Below are 21,975 nucleotides of genomic sequence, written 5' to 3'. Positions count from 1 at the left end.
TATCTGCGTATGCAGGTAGGGGTTTTGTTTTAGTAGAAGTCACCAATTTTGCTGGCACGTTACCGCGTAACGGGCTGGTCACAGAATTTCTTGACGACCATAGAGCATTGGAACCACCTGATCCCATCCCGAACTCAGCAGTGAAACGATGCATCGCCGATGGTAGTGTGGGGTTTCCCCATGTGAGAGTAGGTCATCGTCAAGATTGAATTCCGAAACCCCTGTCTGTTAACGCAGACAGGGGTTTTGTCGTTTCAGGTTTGCTGAAAGCCCGATAGGCCGTCTCAACGAAACCAAAAAGCCAGCCCTTGTTCTCGATCACGTCTATTGGCGTGCTCAAGGTGCTGATCATCGACTTCGAGTACTCGATGTATGAACGCGACAGCCCGGACGCCACAAATGATAATTAGTCGCATTTTTATCAAGGGCTGGGAAGTTTGCAACCGCCGCTCGAACAACCGTCATCACGAAAATGCTACTGAGGCGCTCTAGCACGCCGTTCGGCGGGTATCTGACGGAAATGCCGGTCATTTCGTACATATCCCTAAGATTTAACCCGTTTGTGCCGACAGACTGATGAGACATGCGTGCACCAAAGTAGAGCGGCCATAGAAGCCACTTGAGCTGCACATGGAATGTTGCAACCCGGACCGCATCCCCACTTTCTGCATAAGAAGTCCCATGAAATGAATCTCAAGTTCAGCCATAAAATCCTGCTGGCCGCCTCCGGCGTCGTGGTACTGGCCTTTGCGTTGTTCACTTTGTACAACGACTATCTGCAGCGAAATACCATTCGGCAAAACCTCGAGTCCTCTGTTCAACAGGCCGGCGACCTGACCGCCAGCAGCGTGCAGAACTGGATGAGCGGCCGCGTGCTGGTGCTGGAAAATCTCGCACAGAACGTCGCTCATCAAGGCGCCAATGCCGATCTGCCGGGTCTGGTTGATCAGCCGGCCTTCACCTCGAACTTTCAGTTCACGTACGTCGGCCAGACCAATGGCGTGTTCACCCAGCGCCCGGACGCGAAGATGCCGGACGGCTACGATCCGCGTCAGCGGCCGTGGTACAAGCAAGCCGTTGTCGCTGACAAAACCATGCTGACTCCGCCTTACATGGCCGCCGTCGGTGGCCTGGTCGTGACCATCGCCATGCCGGTAAAAAAGAACGGCGAACTGCTCGGCGTGGTCGGCGGTGACCTGAGCCTGGAAACCCTGGTGAAGATCATCAACTCGGTGGACTTCGGCGGCGTTGGCCATGCGTTTCTGGTCAGTGCCGACGGGCAGGTGATCGTCAGCCCGGACAAAGACCAGGTCATGAAAAACCTGAAGGACATCTACCCTAATACAAGCCTGCGCATCGAGAAGGGTAATCAGCAAGTCACCCTGAACAACCAGGAACGCATCCTCTCGTTCACCCCGGTCAACGGTTTACCGAATGCGGCGTGGTACATCGGTCTGTCGATCGATAAGGACAAGGCCTACGCACCATTGAGCCAATTCCGAACCTCGGCATTGATCGCGATGTTCATCGCCGTGGCTGTGATCGCAGTGCTGCTGAGCCTGCTGATCAACGTGCTGATGCGTCCGCTGACTACCATGGGCCGCGCGATGCAGGACATCGCCCAGGGCGAAGGCGACCTGACCCGTCGTCTGTCCGTGGAAAGCAAGGATGAATTCGGCGAACTGGGCGGTTCTTTCAACCAGTTCGTGGAGCGGATTCACGCGTCGATTTCCGAAGTGTCGTCGGCCACTCGCCAGGTCCATGACCTGTCGCAACGGGTCATGGCCTCGTCCAACGCCTCGATCGTTGGCTCTGACGAGCAAAGTGCTCGCACCAACAGCGTGGCGGCGGCGATCAACCAATTGGGTGCCGCCACCCAGGAAATCGCTCGCAACGCTGCTGATGCCTCGCAGCACGCCAGCGGCGCGAGCGAGCAGGCGGATGACGGTCGTCTTGTGGTGGAAAAAACCATTCTGGCCATGACCGAGCTGTCGCAGAAAATCAGCCTGTCCTGCACGCAGATCGAAACCCTCAACGCGAGCACCGACAACATCGGGCACATTCTCGATGTGATCAAAGGCATCTCCCAGCAGACCAACTTGCTCGCCCTCAACGCGGCCATTGAAGCGGCTCGCGCTGGTGAAGCCGGGCGTGGTTTTGCGGTGGTGGCGGACGAGGTGCGCAACCTGGCCCATCGCACGCAAGAGTCGGCCGAGGAGATTCACAAGATGATCACGTCGCTGCAGATCGGCTCGCGCGAAGCGGTGACCACCATGAACGCCAGCCAGGTCTCCAGCGAAGAGAGCGTCGAAGTGGCGAACCAGGCGGGCTTGCGCCTGGTCAGCGTGACGAAGCGTATTGGCGAAATTGACGGTATGAACCAATCGGTGGCCGCCGCGACGGAAGAGCAGACGGCGGTGGTGGAGACCCTCAACGTTGACGTCAACCAGATCAATTTGCTGAACCAGCAGAGCGTGGCCAACCTCAATGAAACGTTGAAGGATTGCGATGCGTTGTCGTTGCAGGCGAACCGATTGAAGCAGTTGGTTGATAGCTTCAGGATCTGACCGCGTTATCGTTCAATCGCGGGCAAGCCCGCTCCCACAGGATTTTTGGCGCACACAAAATGTGTGTCCAGCCGCGATACTGTGAGAGCGGGCTTGCCCGCGATTGCGATGGCTCAATTACCACCAAGCTGAAGCTTTAAACAAACAGTTTCAACACATTACTCATCGCATTATCAGCAAATCCCTGCACAAAATCCTTGAACCCCGGCAGTGCCTCATCGCCACCCTCAGCCGGTTCAGCAATGATGGTCCAGGTCGCCCGGGACTTGCCTTCACCGAGCGCTTCAACCGTCATCGCCGCCCACAAATTAGCCACGCCCAGCGTGTTGTAAATCGTGGTCCAGGTCATGCTCTGAGCCTGGTCATCCCGCGAGTTGAGTTGCTCGACCACCAGGTTGCCATCCTTAAAGAATTTCTTGCGCAGGGACGATACGCCTTCGCCGGTCATCTCGATGTGCGACAACGCCGGGATGAAGCGATCGAAGCCGGCAAAATTGCCGACCACTGCCCAGACTTTCAGGGCCTCTGCCGGCACATCCACCGACGACACGACGTGGCAGCCTTGAGGGTTTTTGATCAGGGTATCGGGTTGCAGGGTCTTCATGGTTTTGCTCCGGTTGGGTGAATCAGATGAAGTTGATTTCCTTGAGGTAGTCGCAGCCGCGGCGCAGCAGTGCCGGGGACTTTTCCGGGTAGTGCGCACCCATCTGCCGCACACCGGCCTGGGCGTTGTCGTGGCCGATCATCGAGATGTCGCCGATGTCTTCCTCGAAGCCGTTGAGGTAGAAACCGAGTACGCCGAACAGCGCGTTGTCGCTGTCGACCCGGCCCAGTTGCTGCTGCCAGTCGGCCACGCTGACCATGGAAAATTCCCGCCCCGCTTCACGAAAGGACGCGACGTAATCGTCCCAACTCAAGGGTTCGGGGTTGTGCAGGTTGAACACCGCTTTTTCCGCTGAATAACGACTGGCGTGGAACGCGATGAAACGGGCGAGAAAATCCACCGGCATCAGGTCGAAATTCAACGCGAACTCCGGCACCTGACCAAGCTGGATCGAGCCTTTGAGCATCAGCATCAATCGATTTTTGTGTGGCTGGCAGACACCCGTGAGGCTGTTGAAACTGATGTTGCCGGGGCGATACACATTGACCCGGACCCCACGCTCCCGCGCTCGTTCGAGGATGCGCTCACCGACCCACTTCGACAGGTTGTAGCCGTTCTTGATGTAGATCGGCGGGGTCTGCGCGGCGGGCAGTTCAAGCACCCGACCGTCATCGGAAATCGTGCTCGACGCAGACAATGTCGACACGAAATTGAAGATCTTTTTGCTGCGCCCTTCGCACAAGCGCAGGCACTCGAAAATCGGTTCGACGTTGTCCCGCGCCAGCGACTCGTAATCGAGCACGTGATTGACGTTGGCGGCGTTGTGCACAAGTGCGCCGAACTCGCGATCCAGGTGCTCGTAAACCTCCACGGCGAGCCCGAGTGAGGGCCGTGTGATGTCCGCCGCGTAGACCCGCACCCGGTTCAGATCCAGATGCTCCAGACGGTTCTCGCGCAGTGCATGAGCAAAGCGCTCGGCCGCCGATTGCCCGTCACCATCGCGTACCAGACAAGCCACTTCGCTGGCCCCCCAGGCCAGCAACGCCTCGACGATGTGCACACCGACAAAACTGTTGGCGCCGGTGACGATCACCTTGTGCACATCGCCCATGCGGCTGACCGGTAACGGCTGTACATCCAGCTCGCGGAACGCATCCGCCATGGCCTGCTCGCTCAGCACTTCTTCGGTGCCGGAGCCGCGTACCAACGTCGCGAGTTTCGTTACGGTGGGCAGTTCGATGAAGCGGTTGATCGAAATGCTGCGCCCGAACTCTTCACGCAGTCGCAATAGCATGCGCGACAACAGGATCGAGTGACCGCCCAGATTGAAGAAGCTTTCGTCAGTGGAAATATCGCTGGCCGGCAGCTCCAGCAGCTCGGCCCAGATCTCCAGCAGCAACGCTTCATCGGCGTTGGCGGGCAAACGGCGCGACGGGTTTTCCGTCATGCTGACGGGCAGTTCCAACAGCGCTTTGCGGTCAACCTTGCCGTTGCTGGCGAACGGCATGCTCGTCAATTCGGTCCAGGCGGTGGGCTGCATGTAGTCCGGCAGAAACCGGGTAGCGTGTGCCTTCAGTGCTTCTCGCGCGGCACCGGTTTGATTTTCCTGAGGCTGGGCGAGGAAGGCGAGGATCCGCCGCTGGCTGTCGATCACCACCGCCACCTGGCGGTACAGCTGACTGTCACGCAGGCAGCGTTCGATCTCTTCCGGCTCGACCCTAAAGCCGCGAATCTTGACCTGATTGTCCCGGCGTCCGCACAGCTCGATGCCTGCACCGGTCCACTTCGCCATGTCGCCGGTGCGATAGGCGCGCAGACTCTCACCGTTCGGCAAGCTCAGGTTCAGGTAACGTTCGGCGGTCTGTTGCGGGTTGTTCAGGTATCCCAGGCAAACGCCCGGTCCGATGATGTACAACTCGCCGACGGTCTGTTCGGGCACCGGTTGAAAATCCTCGTCGAGAATCAGCACCTGACTGTTGGCGATCGGCGCGCCGAGTGTGCGATTGCTGTCATCGACGCGCAGTTGCCGCGCGGTGATCAGCACCGTGGCTTCGGTCGGGCCATAGAGGTTGTAGAGATTGCCCTGGCGGGTGAGTTGCTCGATGACACAGGGTTCGCAGACATCGCCACCAGTCATCACGTGGTTCAGCACCTGCAATTGATCCAGCGGCAGAATGCTCAGCAAGGCCGGTGGCAAAAACGCATGGCTCAACTGTTGGTGGCGGATCAGTTCGACCAGTTGCAGCGGGTCACGGCGTTGATCGTCGTTGGGTACGATCAGCTCGGCGCCTTGGAGCAACGTCGGGAAAATATCGATCAGCGACGAGTCGAAGCTCAGTGACGAAAACTGCAATACGCGGCTCTGTTCAGTCAGTTGTACATAGTCGGCATACCACGCGGTGAAGTGGGCCAGGTTGGCCTGGCTGAGCAACACGCCCTTGGGATGACCGGTAGTGCCCGAGGTGTAGAGCGCCATGCACGGCGCGTCGAGGTCCGGGCGCTGGCGCATCAACGGTTGATCGACATCCACGTGCTCGATGTCGATTGCGCTGATGTCCAGGCTGGGCATCTCGGAGGCGAGCGGGTGCTGTCCGTCGTGCAGCAACAGCACGGCGCCAGCATTCGACAAAATGTACTGCTGGCGCTGCATCGGGTGGCTCGGTTCCAGCGGCAGGTACACCGCGCCGCTGCCGAGAATCGCCAGAATCCCCGCATACAACGCGCTGCATTTCGGCAGGCAGATGCCCACCACCAACGGCTTGTCGTGCTGTTCGAGCAATGGTTGCAATCGCTGCGCGATTGCACGGCTGTGAGCATGCAGTTGGCGATAGCTGAGGGACGTGCCGGCAATGCTCAGCGCTGGCCGTTCGGCGGAATCGATGAAGCGCTGCTCAAGGCGCTCGATCATCGGCACCTGAGCGCGTTGCAGCACACCGGGGTTAGCGGTTGCGTTGAGGCGGTGGACGAAGGCCAGGTGTTCTAAAAAAAGCAGACTTTCCACCTGCTCGAACTGAACGGGCGTCACCGGTTCGACGAGCAGAAAATAGTCGGCATCCCGGGAGAAACGGCTGACCAGCAAAGCGACATGGTCCACCAGTTGCGCCACCGCTCGCAGACGCAACGCCTGGCCATTGCCCGAAGGTTCGTCGGCAATCGGCACGCGGGTGAGCAGCGTCGAACCGTACAGGCACAGCAGGTCCAGCGGCGGTAAACCTGAATCCCCACGAACTCCGACACCCAGGCGCAACGTCAGTCGAGGTACATCGCCCAACGGCTGGAACGACAGGCTGGCATCGTCGATCAGTAAGTCAGCGTTGTCCGACGGCGGCGGGTCGAGGGCCGTCAGCCGCGTCAGTGAATGACCGTGTTGTTCAAGCTCCAGCGCCAGGTCGGTCAGGGCCTGGCTGTGGCCAATGAGCAGAATGTCGAGACGTCTCATGATGTGCTCCTCGTTAAACCAGGTAGTCGCTCAGGGCTTCTTGAACACACGGCGAATCGAGCAGCGAACTGCTGTGGAAAAACCGCACGATGTTGGCGACCAGCGGGTGATGGCGGTTGATCGGGAAGGCCAGCCCCGACACTTCGCTCTTGAGTGCGCGGCGCGTGGCATCGCTGATTTGCAAGGACTCGATCAGGCGCAAGTCGAATGATTTCTGGATGTCGTTGGTCAGGTAATGGCCGATGAACACCGGCAGAAGCTGAGCGATGCACTGACGGTCGTCTTCGCTTGCGGTGTGCCAGTAAATGCGCACCAACCGCGCCCAGAATCCGGAATGACGGCCCTCGTCGAGCAAGTGATCGGCCATCAATCCCTTGATCGATTGCTTGACCGTGTTGTCCTTGGCGAATGCCGCCACGTCGCCGGTCACGGTGTTCTCCGCGATGGCTACGCAGATCAATTCCACGGCGCTGCGCAAATGCTCCGGTGCCAGTGCAACAGCCGCCGGAATCGCCCGGCTCAGCTCGATTTCATCCGGCAGCCCGATCGGTGTGATCCCGGTCATGGCGACGGTTTGCTGCATGAAATCCATCGCCACCAGCGCGTGGTAATCCTCGTCCACCACGACGGTCATGGCGTCGTAACGACAGGCGAACGGAAAGGTCACGGCGAAGCGGTTCTTGGCGATGCTGCGCGCGGTTTTGTCGACGATCTCGGTTTCGAAAATCACCACGTCGTTGATGAATTTGTAGAGCGTCTGCACCAGGGCGAAATCCCGTTGTTCGGGGCATTCGCGCAGAAAGGTTTCGCTCAACACCAGCGGTTGACGACTCAGCGGGTAGATCAGCTTTTCGTCGTTCTCCAGCACGCGGCGCGGGCGGGTGCGGATGGTCGCGCGGCTTTCCCAGGCGTCGGCGAAGGATTGGTAGTCGGCGGCGTTCATGCGTTCACCTCCGCCACCGGTTCGCTCATGCTCAGGCGCAGGCCGTCCCACAGGGCGATGCGACTTTCAACGGCCGCCAGAGCGCTGGCGTAGACGTCTTCTTCCCGTTGCGGATCGCCGTTGACCAGCCGCGCGAGGAGTTTTTCCGCCGCCGGGCCGTGGTCCTCGGAATCGACTTCAATGTGCCGCTCCAGGTAGTAACGGAAGGTCGGCGCCTGTTCAAAACCGATACCCCAATCGTCGAGAATGCGCTGGAACATTTGCGGAATAACGCTCTCGCGCCCGTGCAGAAACGCCGCCGCCACGCTGTGGCCGGGCGCATGCAGTGCGGTGTGCAAGGTGTGGCGCACGAATTGCGCAGCGGCCGGGTCGATGTCCACGCTTTGCAGCGCCACGTCGTAACTAACGCCCTCTTGTTGCAGCGCCACGAAGCGTTCGATGGCGACGGTGCTGGCGCCCACTTCACGCATCGCATCCAGGTACAACTCGAAGTGGCTGTAATGACCGTGGGCCGGACGATCATCGGACTCTTCGCCCAGCACAATTTCGTTGATCAGTCGGGCAGCCTGCGGATCTCTTGGCGGCAGCCAGGGCAACTGGATGCAGGTCAGTTCCTGTTGCAGGCGCTTGGTCAGCGACATGAAATCCCACACCGCAAAAACATGGGATTCCATGAAGCGTTGGAGTACCGAAAGCGAATGTATTTCAGAAAAAATCGGATGCGCACTCAGTTCTGCTTTCTTCTGATTAAGACGGTCTTTAGTCGATTTCATGGCGAGCCTATAAGTGATCCGGAATGAAGTGTGAACAGTAATTGACGGCGTTTTGAATGTTCTGATGGCGAGCATGTACCTCAAATGAATTGATCGTTATTAGTTGCATACAAGTAGTGTGGCTTTGGTGCTGCGGCCAGTGTCCAGTGGTCGCGAAGAAACGCTAATACACGAGCAAAGTTCCGGGCAAGTTATTTTTATACTATTTGCAAGTTTAACTTTTCCTGGCGCGACAAGTTCCAATAAGACTTTTGATTAAAGTTTTATTTGGGCGTAGTTGCTCCTTCCGGCTTATGTAAGTCGAAATAGAAGTAAAGAGTGAATGCCTCACTCGAAGCAACTTTCCAAGGGTGATCGTTAGTGTGATTTGAGGGGTGGAAGTTGGCCGGGATGCCGATGCTTCCTTTCCCGTTGCAAGACTCCTTCCGTAGGTTCTTGATGCGGGGACTGCACCGCTGATGCGATGCGTCACCCGTTTATTACTGGTTGGCACGCCAAGAGTGAGCGTAAATCAAGGCAGCCGCTATCGCCGACGCGTCATACGGTCGATGCAATTGTCTGGCTTGGGGTAACGGACACGCAGGTGCGGCCAGCGCAGGCGAGCAGGTTGATCTGCTCGCTCCGATAGCCGGTATGATTTATTTCGAGGTTTTTCTGCTTTGTGCTTCGGGGCTGTTGAGGTAGTTCGTGATGACCTCGACGCCCCGGTTGAGGTGTTGTTCGAGCAGCTTCACCGCGCGTTCGACGTCGCGGTCTTCCACTGCGCGCAACAGCGCACGGTGATCTTCCTGGGACAGTTTGCCCAGGCCCATGGCTTCCAGGTTGAAGCGCAGGAAGCGTTCCTCTTCGTTCAACCCGTCTTCGACCAGTTTCAAGAGCCGGCGATTAGGCGCCTTGCTGTACATCGCCATGTGAAACAGACGGTTGAGCCGGCCAATTTCGGTGTAGTCGTGCTCCGTTTCCAGTTCATCGATGTAGCGGGCCGCCTGTTCAAAGTCCTCCTGGGTGAGCAACGGGATCGACAGGCGCAGGGCTTCGGACTCCAGCAGGATCCGCAGCGCATAGGTTTCGACGGCGTCGCCCTGAACCAATGGCGCAACCACCGCACCTTTATGGGCGATCACATTAAGCAGCGCTTGCGCTTCGAGCTGGCGCAAGGCTTCACGGACCGGCATGCGACTGACCCCGAACAGGTCGGCCAGGTCTTGCTGACGAAGGGCTGTGCCGCAAGGAATACGGCCGTCGAGAATGGCGGCGCGCAGGGTTTCTTCGATGACCGAGCGTGCCAGATGAGCGGGAATCGGACCGTTGACCTTGATGCTGCTGAGAGGGTTGGGCTTCTGTGGCACTACTACACACCCTGAATGACTGAAAGAATTTGGATCCAAGAGGACACTAGTGACTGCCTGACAGGTTGTCAAACACGCAGACTAAACAGCTCACACCCCAAGTTTAGCCCGCTCCGGTGATCTCACCGTGCCATTGTCTTTTAACCGGCTAACCTTCACCATCAATCGATTCCACCTGCCTACCTGGATGCCTCCCATTGGCGGTACGTTTCGCGATCCCCTGGACGTTGCGCTGGCTATGCTGCGCGTTGCTGCTGGCCGGCGTCATGTCGGGCGGTCTGCATGCCGACTGGGATTTTTCCCTGGTCAGCCGCCGGGCGCAGGCATTGTACGGGCCATTGGGCGCAGGGCAGCAACGCATTGATGCCTGGCAGCATTTGCTGGCCACGCAGAAGCAGATCAGCGAGCTGGAGCAGCTCAACGTGGTTAACCTGTTCTTCAATAAACAGATGCGCTACGAAGAGGACATCGACCTGTGGCACGAGGTCGACTATTGGGAAACCCCGATCGAAGCCTTGTGGAAGGGTGCCGGTGACTGCGAAGACTACGCCATCGCCAAGTATTTCAGCCTGCGCCGCCTTGGCGTGTCCAGCGACAAGCTCCGCATTACCTACGTCAAGGCCGTGAGCCTGAATCGCGCGCACATGGTGCTGACTTACTACGCCAGCCCCGACGCCATGCCGCTGGTGCTCGACAGCCTGGTCGATGCGATCAAGCCGGCCAGCCAACGAACCGATCTGCTGCCGGTCTACGCTTTCAATGCCGAAGGGCTGTGGTTGCCCGGTGCCAAGGGCAATAAAAAAGTAGGTGACACCAAACGGTTGTCCCGTTGGCAGGATGTGTTGAAGAAAATGCAGGCGGAAGGTTTTCCGGTCGAGACGATTAACTAGGAGCACGCGCTCAGATGTCTTTGTTCAAACAGCTGTTGATCGCAATCTGTCTGTTCCTGGTGGTCGCCTTCACCGGCAGCTTCATGGTCAGCCTCGAGAGCTCGCGCACCCAGTACGTCAACCAGTTGCGCTCCCACGCGCAGGACGCCGCGACGGCGCTGGCGCTGTCGTTGACGCCGAACATCGACGACCCGGCGATGGTCGAGCTGCTGGTCAGCTCGATTTTCGACAGCGGTTATTACGCGAGCATCCGTGTTGTCGATTTGTCCAACGACAAAACCCTGGTCGAGCGCAGCGGGATTCCGGCGGTGACCAACGTGCCGGACTGGTTCGTCAAGCTGATCGGTCTGGAACCCGCGGGCGGCGATGCGATTGTCAGCCGTGGCTGGGAGCAGGCGGCGCGGGTCGAAGTGGTCAGCCACCCGATGTTCGCGTTGGCCAAACTCTGGCAGAGCGCCTTGGGCAGCCTCGGCTGGCTGCTGCTGTGCGGCGCGGTGAGTGCGGTGCTGGGTGCGTTGCTGCTGCGCCGGCAACTGAAGCCGCTGGATTACATGGTCCAGCAATCCCACGCCATCGCCCGCCGGGAATTCCTCAGCCTGCCCAATCTGCCGCGTACGCCTGAATTGCGTCGCGTGGTGCAGGCCATGAACCAGATGGTCGAGAAGCTCAAGGCGTTGTTTCAGGAACAGGCCGAGCGCAGTGAAAAATTGCGCGAGGAGTCCTATCAGGACACGTTGACCGGGTTGGCTAACCGGCGCTATTTCGAAATGCAATTGAATGCCCAGGTGAGCAATCCGGAAAAGGCCAGTTCAGGCTATTTGTTGTTGCTGCGGGTCAGGGACCTCGCTGGGTTGAATCAGCGTCTCGGTGGCCAACACACGGATGATTTACTGATCGCGGTCAGCGAGCAGCTGTCCCGTGAGTGCGCCAGGTATCCGCAGACACTGAACCTCGTCACGCGGATTCGCGGTGGCGAATTCGCCGTGCTGGCGCCGGGGCTGTTGCACGCCGAAGCGTTGCAACTGGCGCAAAACCTCGACAATGCCCTGGCGAGCCTGCACGCGACCGGCGCCACCGATGTGGCCGCTGTGGCGTACATCGGGCTGGCGCCGTTTATGTATGGCGACTCACCGCAAGCAGTGCTCGGACTGGCGGATCAGGCGTTGGCACAGGCTGAAGGCCAGGGTGATTCGAGGTGGGTCTGCCTGGATCACACGGCTGCTGCGAGCCTTGGCGATGCTCATCATGCCTGGCACCGCTTGCTCGATGAGGCGCTGAATCAGCGGCGGTTCGAACTGTATTTCCAGCCGGTGGTGGCGAGCCAGGACACGACACTGGTGCTGCATTACAAAGTGCTTTCGCGCCTGATTGACGAGCAGGGCCAGGCGATTCCTGCCGGTCGGTTCCTGCCGTGGCTCGAGCGTTTCGGCTGGGCTGCGCGGCTGGATCGCCTGATGCTGGAGCGAGTGCTCGAACAAATGGTTGACCACGAAGCGTCGCTGGCGCTGAACCTGTCTTCGGCGACGCTGAACAATCCGCAGGCGCTGGGCAAAGTCCTGGATATGTTGCGCGCGCACTCCAGTCTGGGTCCGCGGCTGACCCTGGAGATCGGCGAGGAGCAACTGCCGGAGCAAGCGAAGCTGGAAGACCTGACGCGACGCCTGCGAGAAATCGGCTTCTCGTTGAGCCTGCAACATTTTGGTGGCCGTTTCAGCATGATCGGCAACCTGGCCCGGCTCGGGTTGGCGTATCTGAAGATCGACGGTGTTTACATCCGCGCGATTGATCAGGAGAGCGACAAGCGTCTGTTTATCGAGGCGATTCAGCGGGCGGCGCACAGCATTGATCTGCCGTTGATTGCCGAACGGGTGGAGACCGAAGGGGAGTTGTCGGTGATTCGCGAGATGGGGGTTTATGGCGTGCAGGGGCGGTTGTTTGGGGAGCCCAAGCCTTGGGATTAAGGTCCTGAAGTTGCTTTGCCTGAACCGACGCTAACGCGGGCAAGCCTGCGATAGCGTCAGTTCAGGCAATGAAGACAGCGAGGGCTAGATCAACCCCGAATCATCCTCATCCACTAGATTACTCAACCCACCCAACTCCTCCCGGGCCTGGGAACGGCCCATGAGCTTGGCCTGTGCAGCGGCCGGCAGGTCGGTGATGCGCATTACGCCCTTATCAGTCAGCACCTGGATCAGGTCGTCCAGTACCCGGATCATGTCCAGGTCGCTCTGCCTCAACTGCTTGAGTTGTTTGATTTGCTGCAGTTGCTTGTGATTGATCGCCACGACTTCGCGGGCGAACCAGGCCTGAAGATCCGGGTGATCGGCGGGCAGGCTTTCGGTGGACTCGGCATAGGCCTCGGCTTCCACGCGCATCAGTTGGCCATCTGCATTGCGTTGCACGTAGAGCATTGAGCGTCCCTCAAGCGTTGAGCGGCTTCATCCTGTCAGCAGCATAGGCGAAATCAGCCATATGGTTATTCGCTAATGGTATTTAAATTCGCGTTCTTATACCTATAAAGTCAGTCCCCTGCGTACCTGCCGACCAATCGGCGCGCCGCACGACACAAACCAACACGGGATCTCCGTGAGTTTCTGATCGACGCGCGCGCCCTTGAGCGCGCCGTGCGTGGGAGTGATTTATGTCTGTCGTCTCTGCAACTCAAAGCATCGCGCCGCAAATTTTCGACATTCGTCCGTTCAGTGGCGCCGTCGGTGCCGAAATCATCGGCCTCGACTTGTCTCGCCCGGTCAATGATCAGGACTTCGCCCGCATCCACCGCGCGCACCTTGATCATCATGTCGTGGTGTTCCGCGATCAACGCATTACCCCCGAACAGCAAATCGACTTCAGCCGCCGCTTCGGCGTGTTGCAGATCCATGTGCTCAAGCAGTTCCTGCTGGCCGGGCACCCGGAAATCCTCATCGTTTCCAACATCATCGAGAACGGCCAATCCATCGGTCTCGGCGACGCCGGCAAGTTCTGGCACTCCGACCTGTCCTATAAAGAACTGCCCAGCCTGGGCTCGATGCTGCACGCCCAGGAGTTGCCGTCCGAAGGCGGCGACACCTTGTTTTCGGACATGCATAAAGCCTGGGAAAACCTGCCCGACGCACTGCGCAAAGCGGTCGAAGGTCGCTCGGCGGCTCACTCGTACACCGCGCGCTACAGCGAAACCAAATTCGAAGGCAATTGGCGCCCGACGCTGACGCCGGAGCAGCTGGCTCAGGTCGCCGAAGTCGTCCACCCGATCGTACGCACGCATCCGGAAAACGGTCGCAAGGCGTTGTTCGTCAGCGAGGGTTTCACCACCCGCATCGTTGGTTTGCCGGACGACGAGAGCAAGCAACTGCTCGACGAGCTCTACGCCCACAGCGTATTGCCGCACAACATCTACCGCCATCAATGGCAGCCCCACGACCTGGTGTTCTGGGACAACCGCTCGCTGATTCACCTCGCCGCCGGATGCCCGAGTCATCTGCGCCGCAAGTTGTATCGCACCACCATTCAGGGCGACGCGCCTTTCTGATTTGTCGGAGATTGAATCATGTCCAAACGTCTTCCCTTTGCACCGCTGGTTGCGGCCATCGGCCTGGGTTTCAGCCTCTTCGCCGGCAGCCTGGTGGCGCCGACCGTGGCCCACGCTGAAGGTGAAATCCGCATTGCCGAGCAGTTCGGCATCGTTTATCTATTGCTCAACGTGGTGCGCGATCAGAACCTGATCGAAAAATACGGCAAGCAGGAAGGCATCGACATCAAGGTCGACTGGACTCAGCTGTCTGGCGGCGCGGCGGTCAACGATGCGTTGCTTTCCGGCTCCATCGACATTGCCGGCGCGGGCGTCGGTCCGCTGCTGACCATCTGGGATCGCACCCACGGCAAGCAGAACGTCAAGGCCGTGGCTTCCCTCGGCAACTTCCCGTACTACCTGGTAAGCAACAATCCCAAGGTCAAAACCATCGCCGACTTCACTGAGCAGGATCGCATCGCGGTGCCGGCGGTGGGCGTGTCGGTGCAGTCGCGCTTCCTGCAATACGCAGCCGCCAAGCAGTGGGGCGACAAGGAATTCAATCGCCTCGACAAGTACACCATCGCTGTTCCGCACCCCGATGCCACGGCGGCGCTGATTGCCGGCGGCACCGAGCTGACCGGGCACTTTTCCAACCCTCCGTTCCAGGATCAGGCGCTGGCCAACCCGAACGTGCATGTGGTGCTGAACACTTATGACCTGCTCGGCCCGAACTCGCCGACAGTGCTGTTCGCCACCGAGAAATTCCGCAACGAGAACCCGAAAACCTACAAGGCGTTCGTTGAGGCGCTGACCGAAGCCGCGCAGTTTGCCCAGAACGATAAAGGCGCCGCCGCCGATACGTACATCCGTGTGACCAAGGCGAAAATCGATCGGGCTGCGCTGCTGAAAATCATCGACAACCCGCAGTTCGAATTCAGCGTCACGCCGAAAAATACGTATCCACTGGCCGAGTTCCTGTACCGCGTCGGCGCGATTAAAAACAAACCGGATTCGTGGAAGGATTACTTCTTCCAGGACGCCAAACCGCTGCAAGGGAGCTGATCGTCATGAATGCCCCTTTGCAAGACCACACGGTCAGCAAACCGAACGCCACAGCCCAGGCGTTGCTGTCGGTCGACAACGTCAGCCTTGAATACCGCACGCCACAGCGTGTGGTTCGAGCGACCCATCAAGTCAGTTTTGACATCGATCCGGCGGACCGCTTTGTGCTGCTCGGGCCGTCCGGTTGCGGCAAGTCGACCTTGCTCAAGGCGGTTGCCGGGTTCATCCAGCCCGTTGAAGGCGAGATTCGTCTGCAAGGGCAAACGGTCAACGCGCCGGGGCCGGACCGGATCGTGGTGTTCCAGGAGTTCGATCAACTGCCGCCGTGGAAAACCGTCAAACAGAACGTGATGTTTCCACTGTTGGCGTCGAAAACCCTCAAGCGCAAAGAGGCCGAAGAACGGGCGCTGCATTATCTCGACAAGGTTGGGCTGGCCGCGTTCGCCGATGCGTATCCGCACACCTTGTCCGGCGGCATGAAGGCGCGCGTGGCGATTGCCCGGGCGTTGGCGATGCAGCCGAAAATCCTCCTGATGGACGAACCCTTCGCCGCGCTCGATGCGCTGACCCGCCGCAAGATGCAGGAAGAATTGCTGCTGCTCTGGGAAGAGGTGCGCTTCACCCTTCTGTTCGTCACGCACTCCATCGAAGAAGCACTGGTGGTGGGCAATCGGATCCTGTTGCTGTCGCCGCATCCCGGCCGGGTCCGGGCGCAAGTCCACAGCCATCAATACGATTTGCACAGCCTCGGTGGCGTGGATTTTCAGGCGTCGGCGCGACGGATTCATCGGTTGTTGTTCGATGAAGGCCAGTCGCCGGAAACCGCGCGCGAGCTGGATTTTTCCGATATTCGCATCGCTTACTGAGCCATTGAGAGGAGTGCCCGATGAGCCAGTTATCATCTGCGCGTGAAGAATTTGAAACCGTTTTGCAGCCGCTGACCAGTGTACCGCTGGAGCGTGAGTTGCCCCTTGGCCAACGCCTGTGGCAACAAGGCTGGATTCGCAAAAGCCTGATCCTGGTTCTGCTGGCGGTGCTGTGGGAAGTGGTTGCGCGCATCCAGAACAATGACCTGCTGCTGCCGAGTTTTTTGCAAACCGCCAGTGCGTTGTATGACGGCCTGCTGAGCGGCGAATTGCTGGGCAAGGTGTGGATTTCGCTGGTGGTGTTGCTCAAGGGTTACCTGATCGGCATCGTCCTGGCGTTTGCCCTGACCACGCTGGCGGTGTCGACGCAGTTCGGGCGCGATTTGCTGAGCACGCTGACGTCGATGTTCAACCCGCTGCCGGCCATTGCGCTGTTGCCGCTGGCGCTGTTGTGGTTCGGGCTGGGGCAGAACAGCCTGATTTTCGTGCTGGTGCATTCGGTGCTGTGGGCGTTGGCGTTGAACACCTACGCCGGGTTTCTCGGCGTCTCGGAAACCCTGCGCATGGCCGGGCGCAATTACGGTTTGAAGGGCATGCGCTTCGTGCTGTTCATCCTGATACCGGCAGCGTTGCCGTCGATTCTCGCCGGGCTGAAAATCGGCTGGGCGTTCGCCTGGCGCACGCTGATCGCTGCTGAGCTGGTGTTTGGTGCGACCAGTGGCAAGGGTGGTTTGGGTTGGTACATCTTTCAGAATCGTAATGAGCTTTACACCGACAAGGTGTTTGCCGGGTTGGCGGTGGTGATCTTGATTGGGTTGCTGGTAGAGAATCTGGTGTTTGATTCGCTGGAGCGGGTGACGGTGAAGCGGTGGGGGATGCAGCGTTAGGTGCGTCCATCTCACCCTTATTTTATTCACGGCTCGTCAAGCATTGAACAGCATGACCAGGAAGAACTTCGTATCGAAGAAACCTCGGAGTGAAGTGACTCATTCAAGGAGTCAATGGCGCCACCGGTGATAGAGCCGCACCAGGGAGCCGATCTCCTGGCGGGTCTCTATCGTCGGCCAGCGCTCGAATCATAGTGTTGAACCGGCTCTCTGGATTTCAACACCTTGACGATTTCAGCAACGAAATTAACCACCAACACTCGCTCACCGACCGGCAGGCTCTGAATCAGCTCATTGATGTTCTGGGACTGGCTGTGGGAGTCATGGGCGTTGGTGCGCACCAGATCGCTAAGCGAGCAATCGAGCACTTCCGACATTTGCTGCAGGCGTGTCAGGGTCAGGGAAATCACGCCATTTTCCATGCGGCTGACCGTCTCTTTTTCCACGCCGATAGCTTCGGCAATATGAGCCTGAGTCAGGCCCTTTGCTTTACGGCGGGCTGCGATTGCGGCACCCACGTGATCTGTCACTGTGCGCTCCTTCATGATTTTGACCTCCAGCGTCAATTTTCCGTAGTTATGTGACATTTTGCGCACTTACTACGTTCAAGCGAATGATGTTATACGACGAAGGTATTGATGTATTACGTCATTGTTTGTTTGATTCATATCAAATTGCCCCTATAGGATGTGGTGTAATTTGATGCTGGCTTTTTGGCTGGTGACCGCCCGTACAACTGAGAACTGTCCAAAATGCTGACTCATCTGAAAATCCGAACGGGTATGTTCTGGGTGCTTGCATTGTTCGTCTGTGCATTACTGGTTTCCTCGTTGACCAGTTGGCGCAGCGCGCTGAGCAGCGATGAGCAGATCCAAGACCTGCATCAGGTCGGGGTGACCCAGAACAGTCGGGTGCACCTGGCCTACTTGCGTCTATTGCGTTCCCGCGTGGGCATGGCGGGGGCATTCCTTGAAACGCGCACGGGCGATACCGTCAAGGCCCAGGCCAGTCTGCAGCGGGCGACGACCCTGTTTCAGGAAGCCATCGATTACTTCGACACGTTTGCTGCGCAAGAGAAGAGCAGCGGTTCGACCCTTCAGAGCGATGAGTTGCAGCAGGCTTTTGCGGTGTATCGCGATACCCTGGAGGAGCAGATGCAGGCGCTGAGCCAAGGATCGGAAGCGCGTTACATTGAGGTCAATCTCAAGGCGCGGACGGCTAACGACCGGTTTGACATGGCTTTGGTCGGCTTCGAAAAGCAGCTCGATGTGCAAACCGCCGCAATCATGGATCAAGCCCATTCCCGCTACAGCATGGCCCAGGCTCAGGCGGTGATTCTGTTTGTGATCGCCGGGTTGCTGGTGGCCGGTTGCTGGTGGTTTATCGCCAGCCGCGTGCTGCGCCCATTGCGCGAGGCAAGGCAGCATTTCGAGGAAATCGCCTCGGGGGATTTGCGACATCCGATCGATGTGCAGTCGAGCAATGAGATCGGCCAGCTATTTTTGGGGTTGCAGCAGATGCAGATCAGCCAGCGTCAGACCATCGAGCAGATCAGCCATTACGCCCATCAATTGGCCAGTTCTGCCGAGCAATTGAGCCGGGTCACGGTGGAAAGCAATCACGGCCTGAATCAGCAGCACAACGAGCTCGAACAAGCGGTCACCGCCGTCACCGAGATGACGGCGGCAGTCGAAGAAGTCGCGAGAAACGCAGTGTCCACATCAGAGGCCTCCAACGCGACCAATCAATTGGCGGGCCAAAGTCGTCGGCAGGTGCAAACCACGCTCGAGGAGGTGGATGCCATGAGCCGGGAGATCAGCACCAGCTCCGCCTTGGTACAGGATCTGGCCACCCAGACTCGCGACATCGGCAAGGTACTGGAGGTGATTCGCAGTATTTCTGACCAGACCAATTTGCTGGCGCTCAATGCCGCTATTGAAGCTGCGCGAGCCGGTGAAGCGGGGCGCGGGTTTGCAGTAGTCGCAGACGAGGTGCGGACCCTGGCTTATCGCACTCAGGAGTCGACCCGGGAAATCGAACAGATGATTGCCGGAATCCAGAGTGGCACTCACCAGGCCGTCAACGCCATGGACGCCAGTACCTTGAGGGCCAGTAGTTCGTTGCAGGCGACGGAAGCTGCCGGTCAGGCGCTTGAGGCGATCTTTGCCGCAGTACACGAGATCACCGAACGCAACCTGGTGATCGCCAGCGCCACCGAGGAGCAGGCCAAGGTTGCCCATGAAGTGGATCGCAATCTGTTGAATATTCGTGAATTGTCGACCCATGCAGCTGACGGCGCGCATCAGACGAGTTTGGCCAGCAGCGAATTGTCTCGCCTGGCCTCCGAACTGAGCTCGATGGTGCGGCACTTCAAGACCTGACGCCGGGGAATTCTGGAAGACCGGTTGGCTCGGCAAACCTGACGCAGCATGGAGCCTTGTACGTTAAAGCGTTATCAGTGAGTCATCGGCATGTCGGATGTTCAGGATTTTTCACCCATCTTTACCCAGGCACTCGCGCAATCCATTGATAGCGTTGTGGTCATCGACAGCCAGAATCGGGTCATTTTGTTCAATGATGCCGCAGAGAGCCTATGGGGCAATGACCGCGATCAGGTGCTCGGACAGAACGTCCGCTTGCTGGTGCCGGACATGATCCGGGCTGATCACGACAGTTACATTGACGCCAACAGACGGAGCGGCATCAACAGGATTGTCGGTAGCAGTCGAGACGTATTGATTGAACGGCCGGACGGTGATCACCGCTGGGGAGCCATGTCCATCTCCAGAGTCAACGCTTCAGGGCAGCTGTTCTATGTTGCAGTCGTCAAGGACATAACCCGTCAACACAAGGAGCACGAACGCCTGCAACTGCTGTCGCTGGTGGTCGACACCACGGAAAACGCCATCATCATCACCGACGGTCAATGGAGCATGGTGTACGCCAACGGTGGATTCACCCGGATGTTCGGGTACGACCTCGATCAGGTCCGCGGACGCACGCTCGATAGCGTGATCGCGCCGGATTTTGATCCGCAGACCATTGCCGCCATCAACGGGCAGGTAATGCGTGGCGAGGTCTACCACTCGCAGGCTGTCGGCTACCTGCGCGAGGGGCGCCGGGTTTGGTGCGATGTCACGATTTACCCGGTCTGTGACGAGCACGGTAACCTGGTCAATACCGTCAGCGTGATGATCGACGTCACTCACTCTCGAATGCCGGAGATCCTGCGTCACAAGATGCTTGAGGCGATGGTGCAGGAGGAGTCGATTGAGTCGTTGATGGGCCTGGTATGCAATGAGGTCCAGAGGGTCGCGCCGGAAGTGGTCGCCTCGATTTTGAGCGTCGACGATAGCGGGCGGTTGCGTACCCTGGCGGCTCCCGACCTGCCGGCCAGCTACTGTGCGGCGTTGGATGATGTGGCAATCGGACCGGGCGTCGGCTCTTGCGGCGCAGCTGCGTTCAGCGGCACGGCGGTGATGGTCCGTGACATTGCCAGTCATCCGTTCTGGGTCCGTTTTCGTGATTTGGCGTTGCCCTTGGGCCTCAGGGCCTGTTGGTCGACGCCGATCAAATCCAGCTCGGGCCGGGTGTTAGGTACTTTTGCGTTTTACTATCACGAGCCCCGTGAGCCTTCGTTGCTGCATCAGCAATTGATCAGCGCCAGTATTTACTTGTGTGCATTGGCCCTTGAGCGCGAGGAATCACGTGCGCATATCCGTCAACTGGCTTTTTATGACGACTTGACCGGTCTGCCCAACCGCAACCTGCTTAACGCCCGCGCGGACCAGGCCATCGCCGAAGCCTCACGCGACGACACGCCGCTCACCGTCCTGTTTATTGACCTGGACCGTTTCAAGCAGGTCAATGACTCGCTGGGGCATCCGGCCGGTGATGAGTTTCTGCGAATGATCGCCCGGCGCCTGGGCAAGTGTCGGCGCAACGTCGACATCGTGAGCAGGTTATCGGGTGATGAGTTTGTCGTGGTGTTGCCCCAGTGCGCACTGGCGCAGGCGCAGGTAGTGATCGAGCATTTGAGGTATGAACTGTGCGCGCCCTGCGAGATTGCGGGTGTGACGCTCAAACCTTCGGCAAGCATCGGTGTCAGCCTGTTTCCTGACGATGGCCGTTCCATGGAGACCTTGCTGCATCGCGCCGACATGGCCATGTATCAAGCCAAGACCAGCGGGCGTGGGTGTGTCAGCTTCTTCAGCCAAGGTCTTGATCAGTTGGCGCGCGCACGCTTGAACCTTGAGGCCGCATTGCGTGAAGCCATTGATCAACATCTGTTGCACCTGGTCTATCAGCCGCAAATCAATCTGCAGGGTAATGATCTTTACGGCGTGGAGGCCTTGGCTCGCTGGAGGCATCCACAATTGGGCGATATCTCGCCCGGCTGCTTTATTCCACTCGCCGAGGAGTGCGGCTTGATTGTCGAGCTTGGCCAATGGGCCCTGCGTGAAGCCTGCCGCCAACTGGCCACCTGGCGTCGCGAAGGGCTTGAGGTGCCCGCCATATCCGTCAATCTGTCGCCCACCAATTTCCATAATCGGGGATTGCCCGGGATTCTGACCGGGATCCTCGCCGAGCAGCAACTGACCACTTCCGACCTGACTCTGGAAATTACCGAAAACGTCCTGATGGATAGCAATCCCGACACCCTGACCACGATCAACGAGGTGCACGCCCTGGGGATCCGCCTGGCCATGGATGACTTCGGTACGGGTTATTCGAGCCTCAGCTATCTGCGTCGAATTCCTATCCAGGAACTCAAGCTCGATCGCAGCTTTGTTCATGACCTGGAAGATGACATCACTAGTCAGGCCCTGAGCGAAGCGGTAATCCGTATTGGTGAGAGCCTGAAATTACGCGTGGTGGCCGAAGGTATTGAAACGCTGGGCCAGCAACGCATCCTGCAGGCGCAGGGCTATCACGTCGGCCAGGGCTACCTTATTTCAAGGCCGCTCTCGGCATCGGGGTTGAGGTTTTGGCTTGAGGATCGCTCGTATCGCGAATAAGGGTGGCCTTCGGCGCGCTCATTCAAGCTGCTAGCATTGCGTCTGAATCAATCCAGATCAGCCACG

General features: G+C 58.6%; 16 protein-coding genes and 1 rRNA gene. 10 read left to right on the top strand and 7 right to left on the bottom strand.

Features of this window, described 5'->3' with window-relative positions; genetic code table 11:
* The first annotated feature begins 89 nt into the window (after window positions 1-89).
* Both rrf and ACM6I5_RS05745 read left to right on the top strand, forming a co-directional pair.
* A 5S ribosomal RNA gene (gene rrf / locus ACM6I5_RS05750) occupies window positions 90-205 on the top strand.
* Window positions 206-686: 481 nt separating this feature from the next.
* Entirely contained in the window at window positions 687-2,567 is a 1,881-nt protein-coding gene (locus ACM6I5_RS05745; RefSeq protein WP_414879227.1) for a methyl-accepting chemotaxis protein, read from the top strand.
* Between the two features lie 136 nt (window positions 2,568-2,703).
* Here ACM6I5_RS05745 and ACM6I5_RS05740 read toward each other — a convergent pair whose 3' ends face one another.
* From ACM6I5_RS05740 to ACM6I5_RS05720, 5 genes are all read right to left on the bottom strand, one after another.
* The gene (locus tag ACM6I5_RS05740; RefSeq protein WP_017335812.1) at window positions 2,704-3,171 is read right to left on the bottom strand and encodes an SRPBCC family protein; all 468 of its coding nucleotides are present in this window, start codon (window positions 3,169-3,171) and stop codon (window positions 2,704-2,706) included.
* 22 nt (window positions 3,172-3,193) lie between these two features.
* Window positions 3,194-6,610 carry an amino acid adenylation domain-containing protein gene (locus tag ACM6I5_RS05735; protein WP_414883370.1) on the bottom strand — a complete coding sequence of 1,139 codons (3,417 nt, stop codon included), beginning with the start codon at window positions 6,608-6,610 and terminating at the stop codon, window positions 3,194-3,196.
* A 13-nt stretch (window positions 6,611-6,623) separates the two neighbouring features.
* Window positions 6,624-7,553: a diiron oxygenase gene (locus ACM6I5_RS05730; protein ID WP_017335814.1), complete on the bottom strand. Its 930-nt coding sequence runs from the start codon at window positions 7,551-7,553 to the stop codon at window positions 6,624-6,626.
* Window positions 7,550-8,326 (bottom strand): DUF3050 domain-containing protein, encoded by a 777-nt coding sequence (locus tag ACM6I5_RS05725; RefSeq protein ID WP_017335815.1) that lies wholly within the window; start codon window positions 8,324-8,326, stop codon window positions 7,550-7,552. Before ACM6I5_RS05725 ends, ACM6I5_RS05730 begins: the two co-directional genes overlap by 4 nt.
* Before the next feature lie 638 nt (window positions 8,327-8,964).
* Window positions 8,965-9,675, bottom strand: coding sequence for a GntR family transcriptional regulator (locus ACM6I5_RS05720; protein ID WP_414883369.1), 711 nt, complete (start codon window positions 9,673-9,675; stop codon window positions 8,965-8,967).
* 197 nt (window positions 9,676-9,872) lie between these two features.
* Here ACM6I5_RS05720 and lapG point away from each other — a divergent pair, with 197 nt between their 5' ends.
* Both lapG and lapD read left to right on the top strand, forming a co-directional pair.
* Window positions 9,873-10,565, top strand: coding sequence for a cysteine protease LapG (gene lapG, locus ACM6I5_RS05715; protein WP_414883368.1), 693 nt, complete (start codon window positions 9,873-9,875; stop codon window positions 10,563-10,565).
* Between the two features lie 14 nt (window positions 10,566-10,579).
* Window positions 10,580-12,526 carry a cyclic di-GMP receptor LapD gene (gene lapD, locus ACM6I5_RS05710; protein WP_414883367.1) on the top strand — a complete coding sequence of 649 codons (1,947 nt, stop codon included), beginning with the start codon at window positions 10,580-10,582 and terminating at the stop codon, window positions 12,524-12,526.
* Between the two features lie 84 nt (window positions 12,527-12,610).
* Here the strand turns inward: lapD and ACM6I5_RS05705 are convergent, their stop codons facing one another.
* Window positions 12,611-12,976 (bottom strand): hypothetical protein, encoded by a 366-nt coding sequence (locus tag ACM6I5_RS05705; protein ID WP_017335819.1) that lies wholly within the window; start codon window positions 12,974-12,976, stop codon window positions 12,611-12,613.
* A gap of 230 nt (window positions 12,977-13,206) precedes the next feature.
* Here ACM6I5_RS05705 and ACM6I5_RS05700 point away from each other — a divergent pair, with 230 nt between their 5' ends.
* The 4 genes from ACM6I5_RS05700 to ACM6I5_RS05685 are packed head-to-tail and all read left to right on the top strand — an operon-like array spanning window position 13,207 to window position 16,891.
* Window positions 13,207-14,094 carry a TauD/TfdA dioxygenase family protein gene (locus tag ACM6I5_RS05700; RefSeq protein ID WP_017335820.1) on the top strand — a complete coding sequence of 296 codons (888 nt, stop codon included), beginning with the start codon at window positions 13,207-13,209 and terminating at the stop codon, window positions 14,092-14,094.
* Between the two features lie 18 nt (window positions 14,095-14,112).
* Complete coding sequence (locus ACM6I5_RS05695; protein WP_414883366.1) at window positions 14,113-15,138, top strand: ABC transporter substrate-binding protein; 1,026 nt, start codon at window positions 14,113-14,115, stop codon at window positions 15,136-15,138.
* 5 nt (window positions 15,139-15,143) lie between these two features.
* On the top strand, window positions 15,144-16,004 hold the full coding sequence (locus ACM6I5_RS05690; protein ID WP_414879221.1) for an ABC transporter ATP-binding protein: 861 nt from the start codon (window positions 15,144-15,146) through the stop codon (window positions 16,002-16,004).
* A 20-nt stretch (window positions 16,005-16,024) separates the two neighbouring features.
* Window positions 16,025-16,891, top strand: coding sequence for an ABC transporter permease (locus ACM6I5_RS05685; protein ID WP_414879220.1), 867 nt, complete (start codon window positions 16,025-16,027; stop codon window positions 16,889-16,891).
* A 167-nt stretch (window positions 16,892-17,058) separates the two neighbouring features.
* Here the strand turns inward: ACM6I5_RS05685 and ACM6I5_RS05680 are convergent, their stop codons facing one another.
* Window positions 17,059-17,421, bottom strand: a complete 363-nt coding sequence (locus ACM6I5_RS05680) for a helix-turn-helix domain-containing protein (RefSeq protein ID WP_238588308.1) — start codon at window positions 17,419-17,421, stop codon at window positions 17,059-17,061.
* A gap of 222 nt (window positions 17,422-17,643) precedes the next feature.
* Between ACM6I5_RS05680 and ACM6I5_RS05675 the strand changes: the two genes are divergently transcribed.
* Window positions 17,644-19,272: a methyl-accepting chemotaxis protein gene (locus ACM6I5_RS05675; protein ID WP_414879219.1), complete on the top strand. Its 1,629-nt coding sequence runs from the start codon at window positions 17,644-17,646 to the stop codon at window positions 19,270-19,272.
* Between the two features lie 90 nt (window positions 19,273-19,362).
* Window positions 19,363-21,909: an EAL domain-containing protein gene (locus tag ACM6I5_RS05670; RefSeq protein WP_414883365.1), complete on the top strand. Its 2,547-nt coding sequence runs from the start codon at window positions 19,363-19,365 to the stop codon at window positions 21,907-21,909.
* The last annotated feature ends 66 nt before the right edge of the window (window positions 21,910-21,975 follow it).

The sequence above is a fragment of the Pseudomonas sp. IT-P171 genome (assembly GCF_949767765.1).
In the GTDB taxonomy this organism is placed as follows: Bacteria; Pseudomonadota; Gammaproteobacteria; order Pseudomonadales; family Pseudomonadaceae; genus Aquipseudomonas; species Aquipseudomonas fluorescens_B.
Note: the sequence above shows the minus strand (reverse complement) of the source record. Positions and strands in the feature narration are given on the sequence as shown.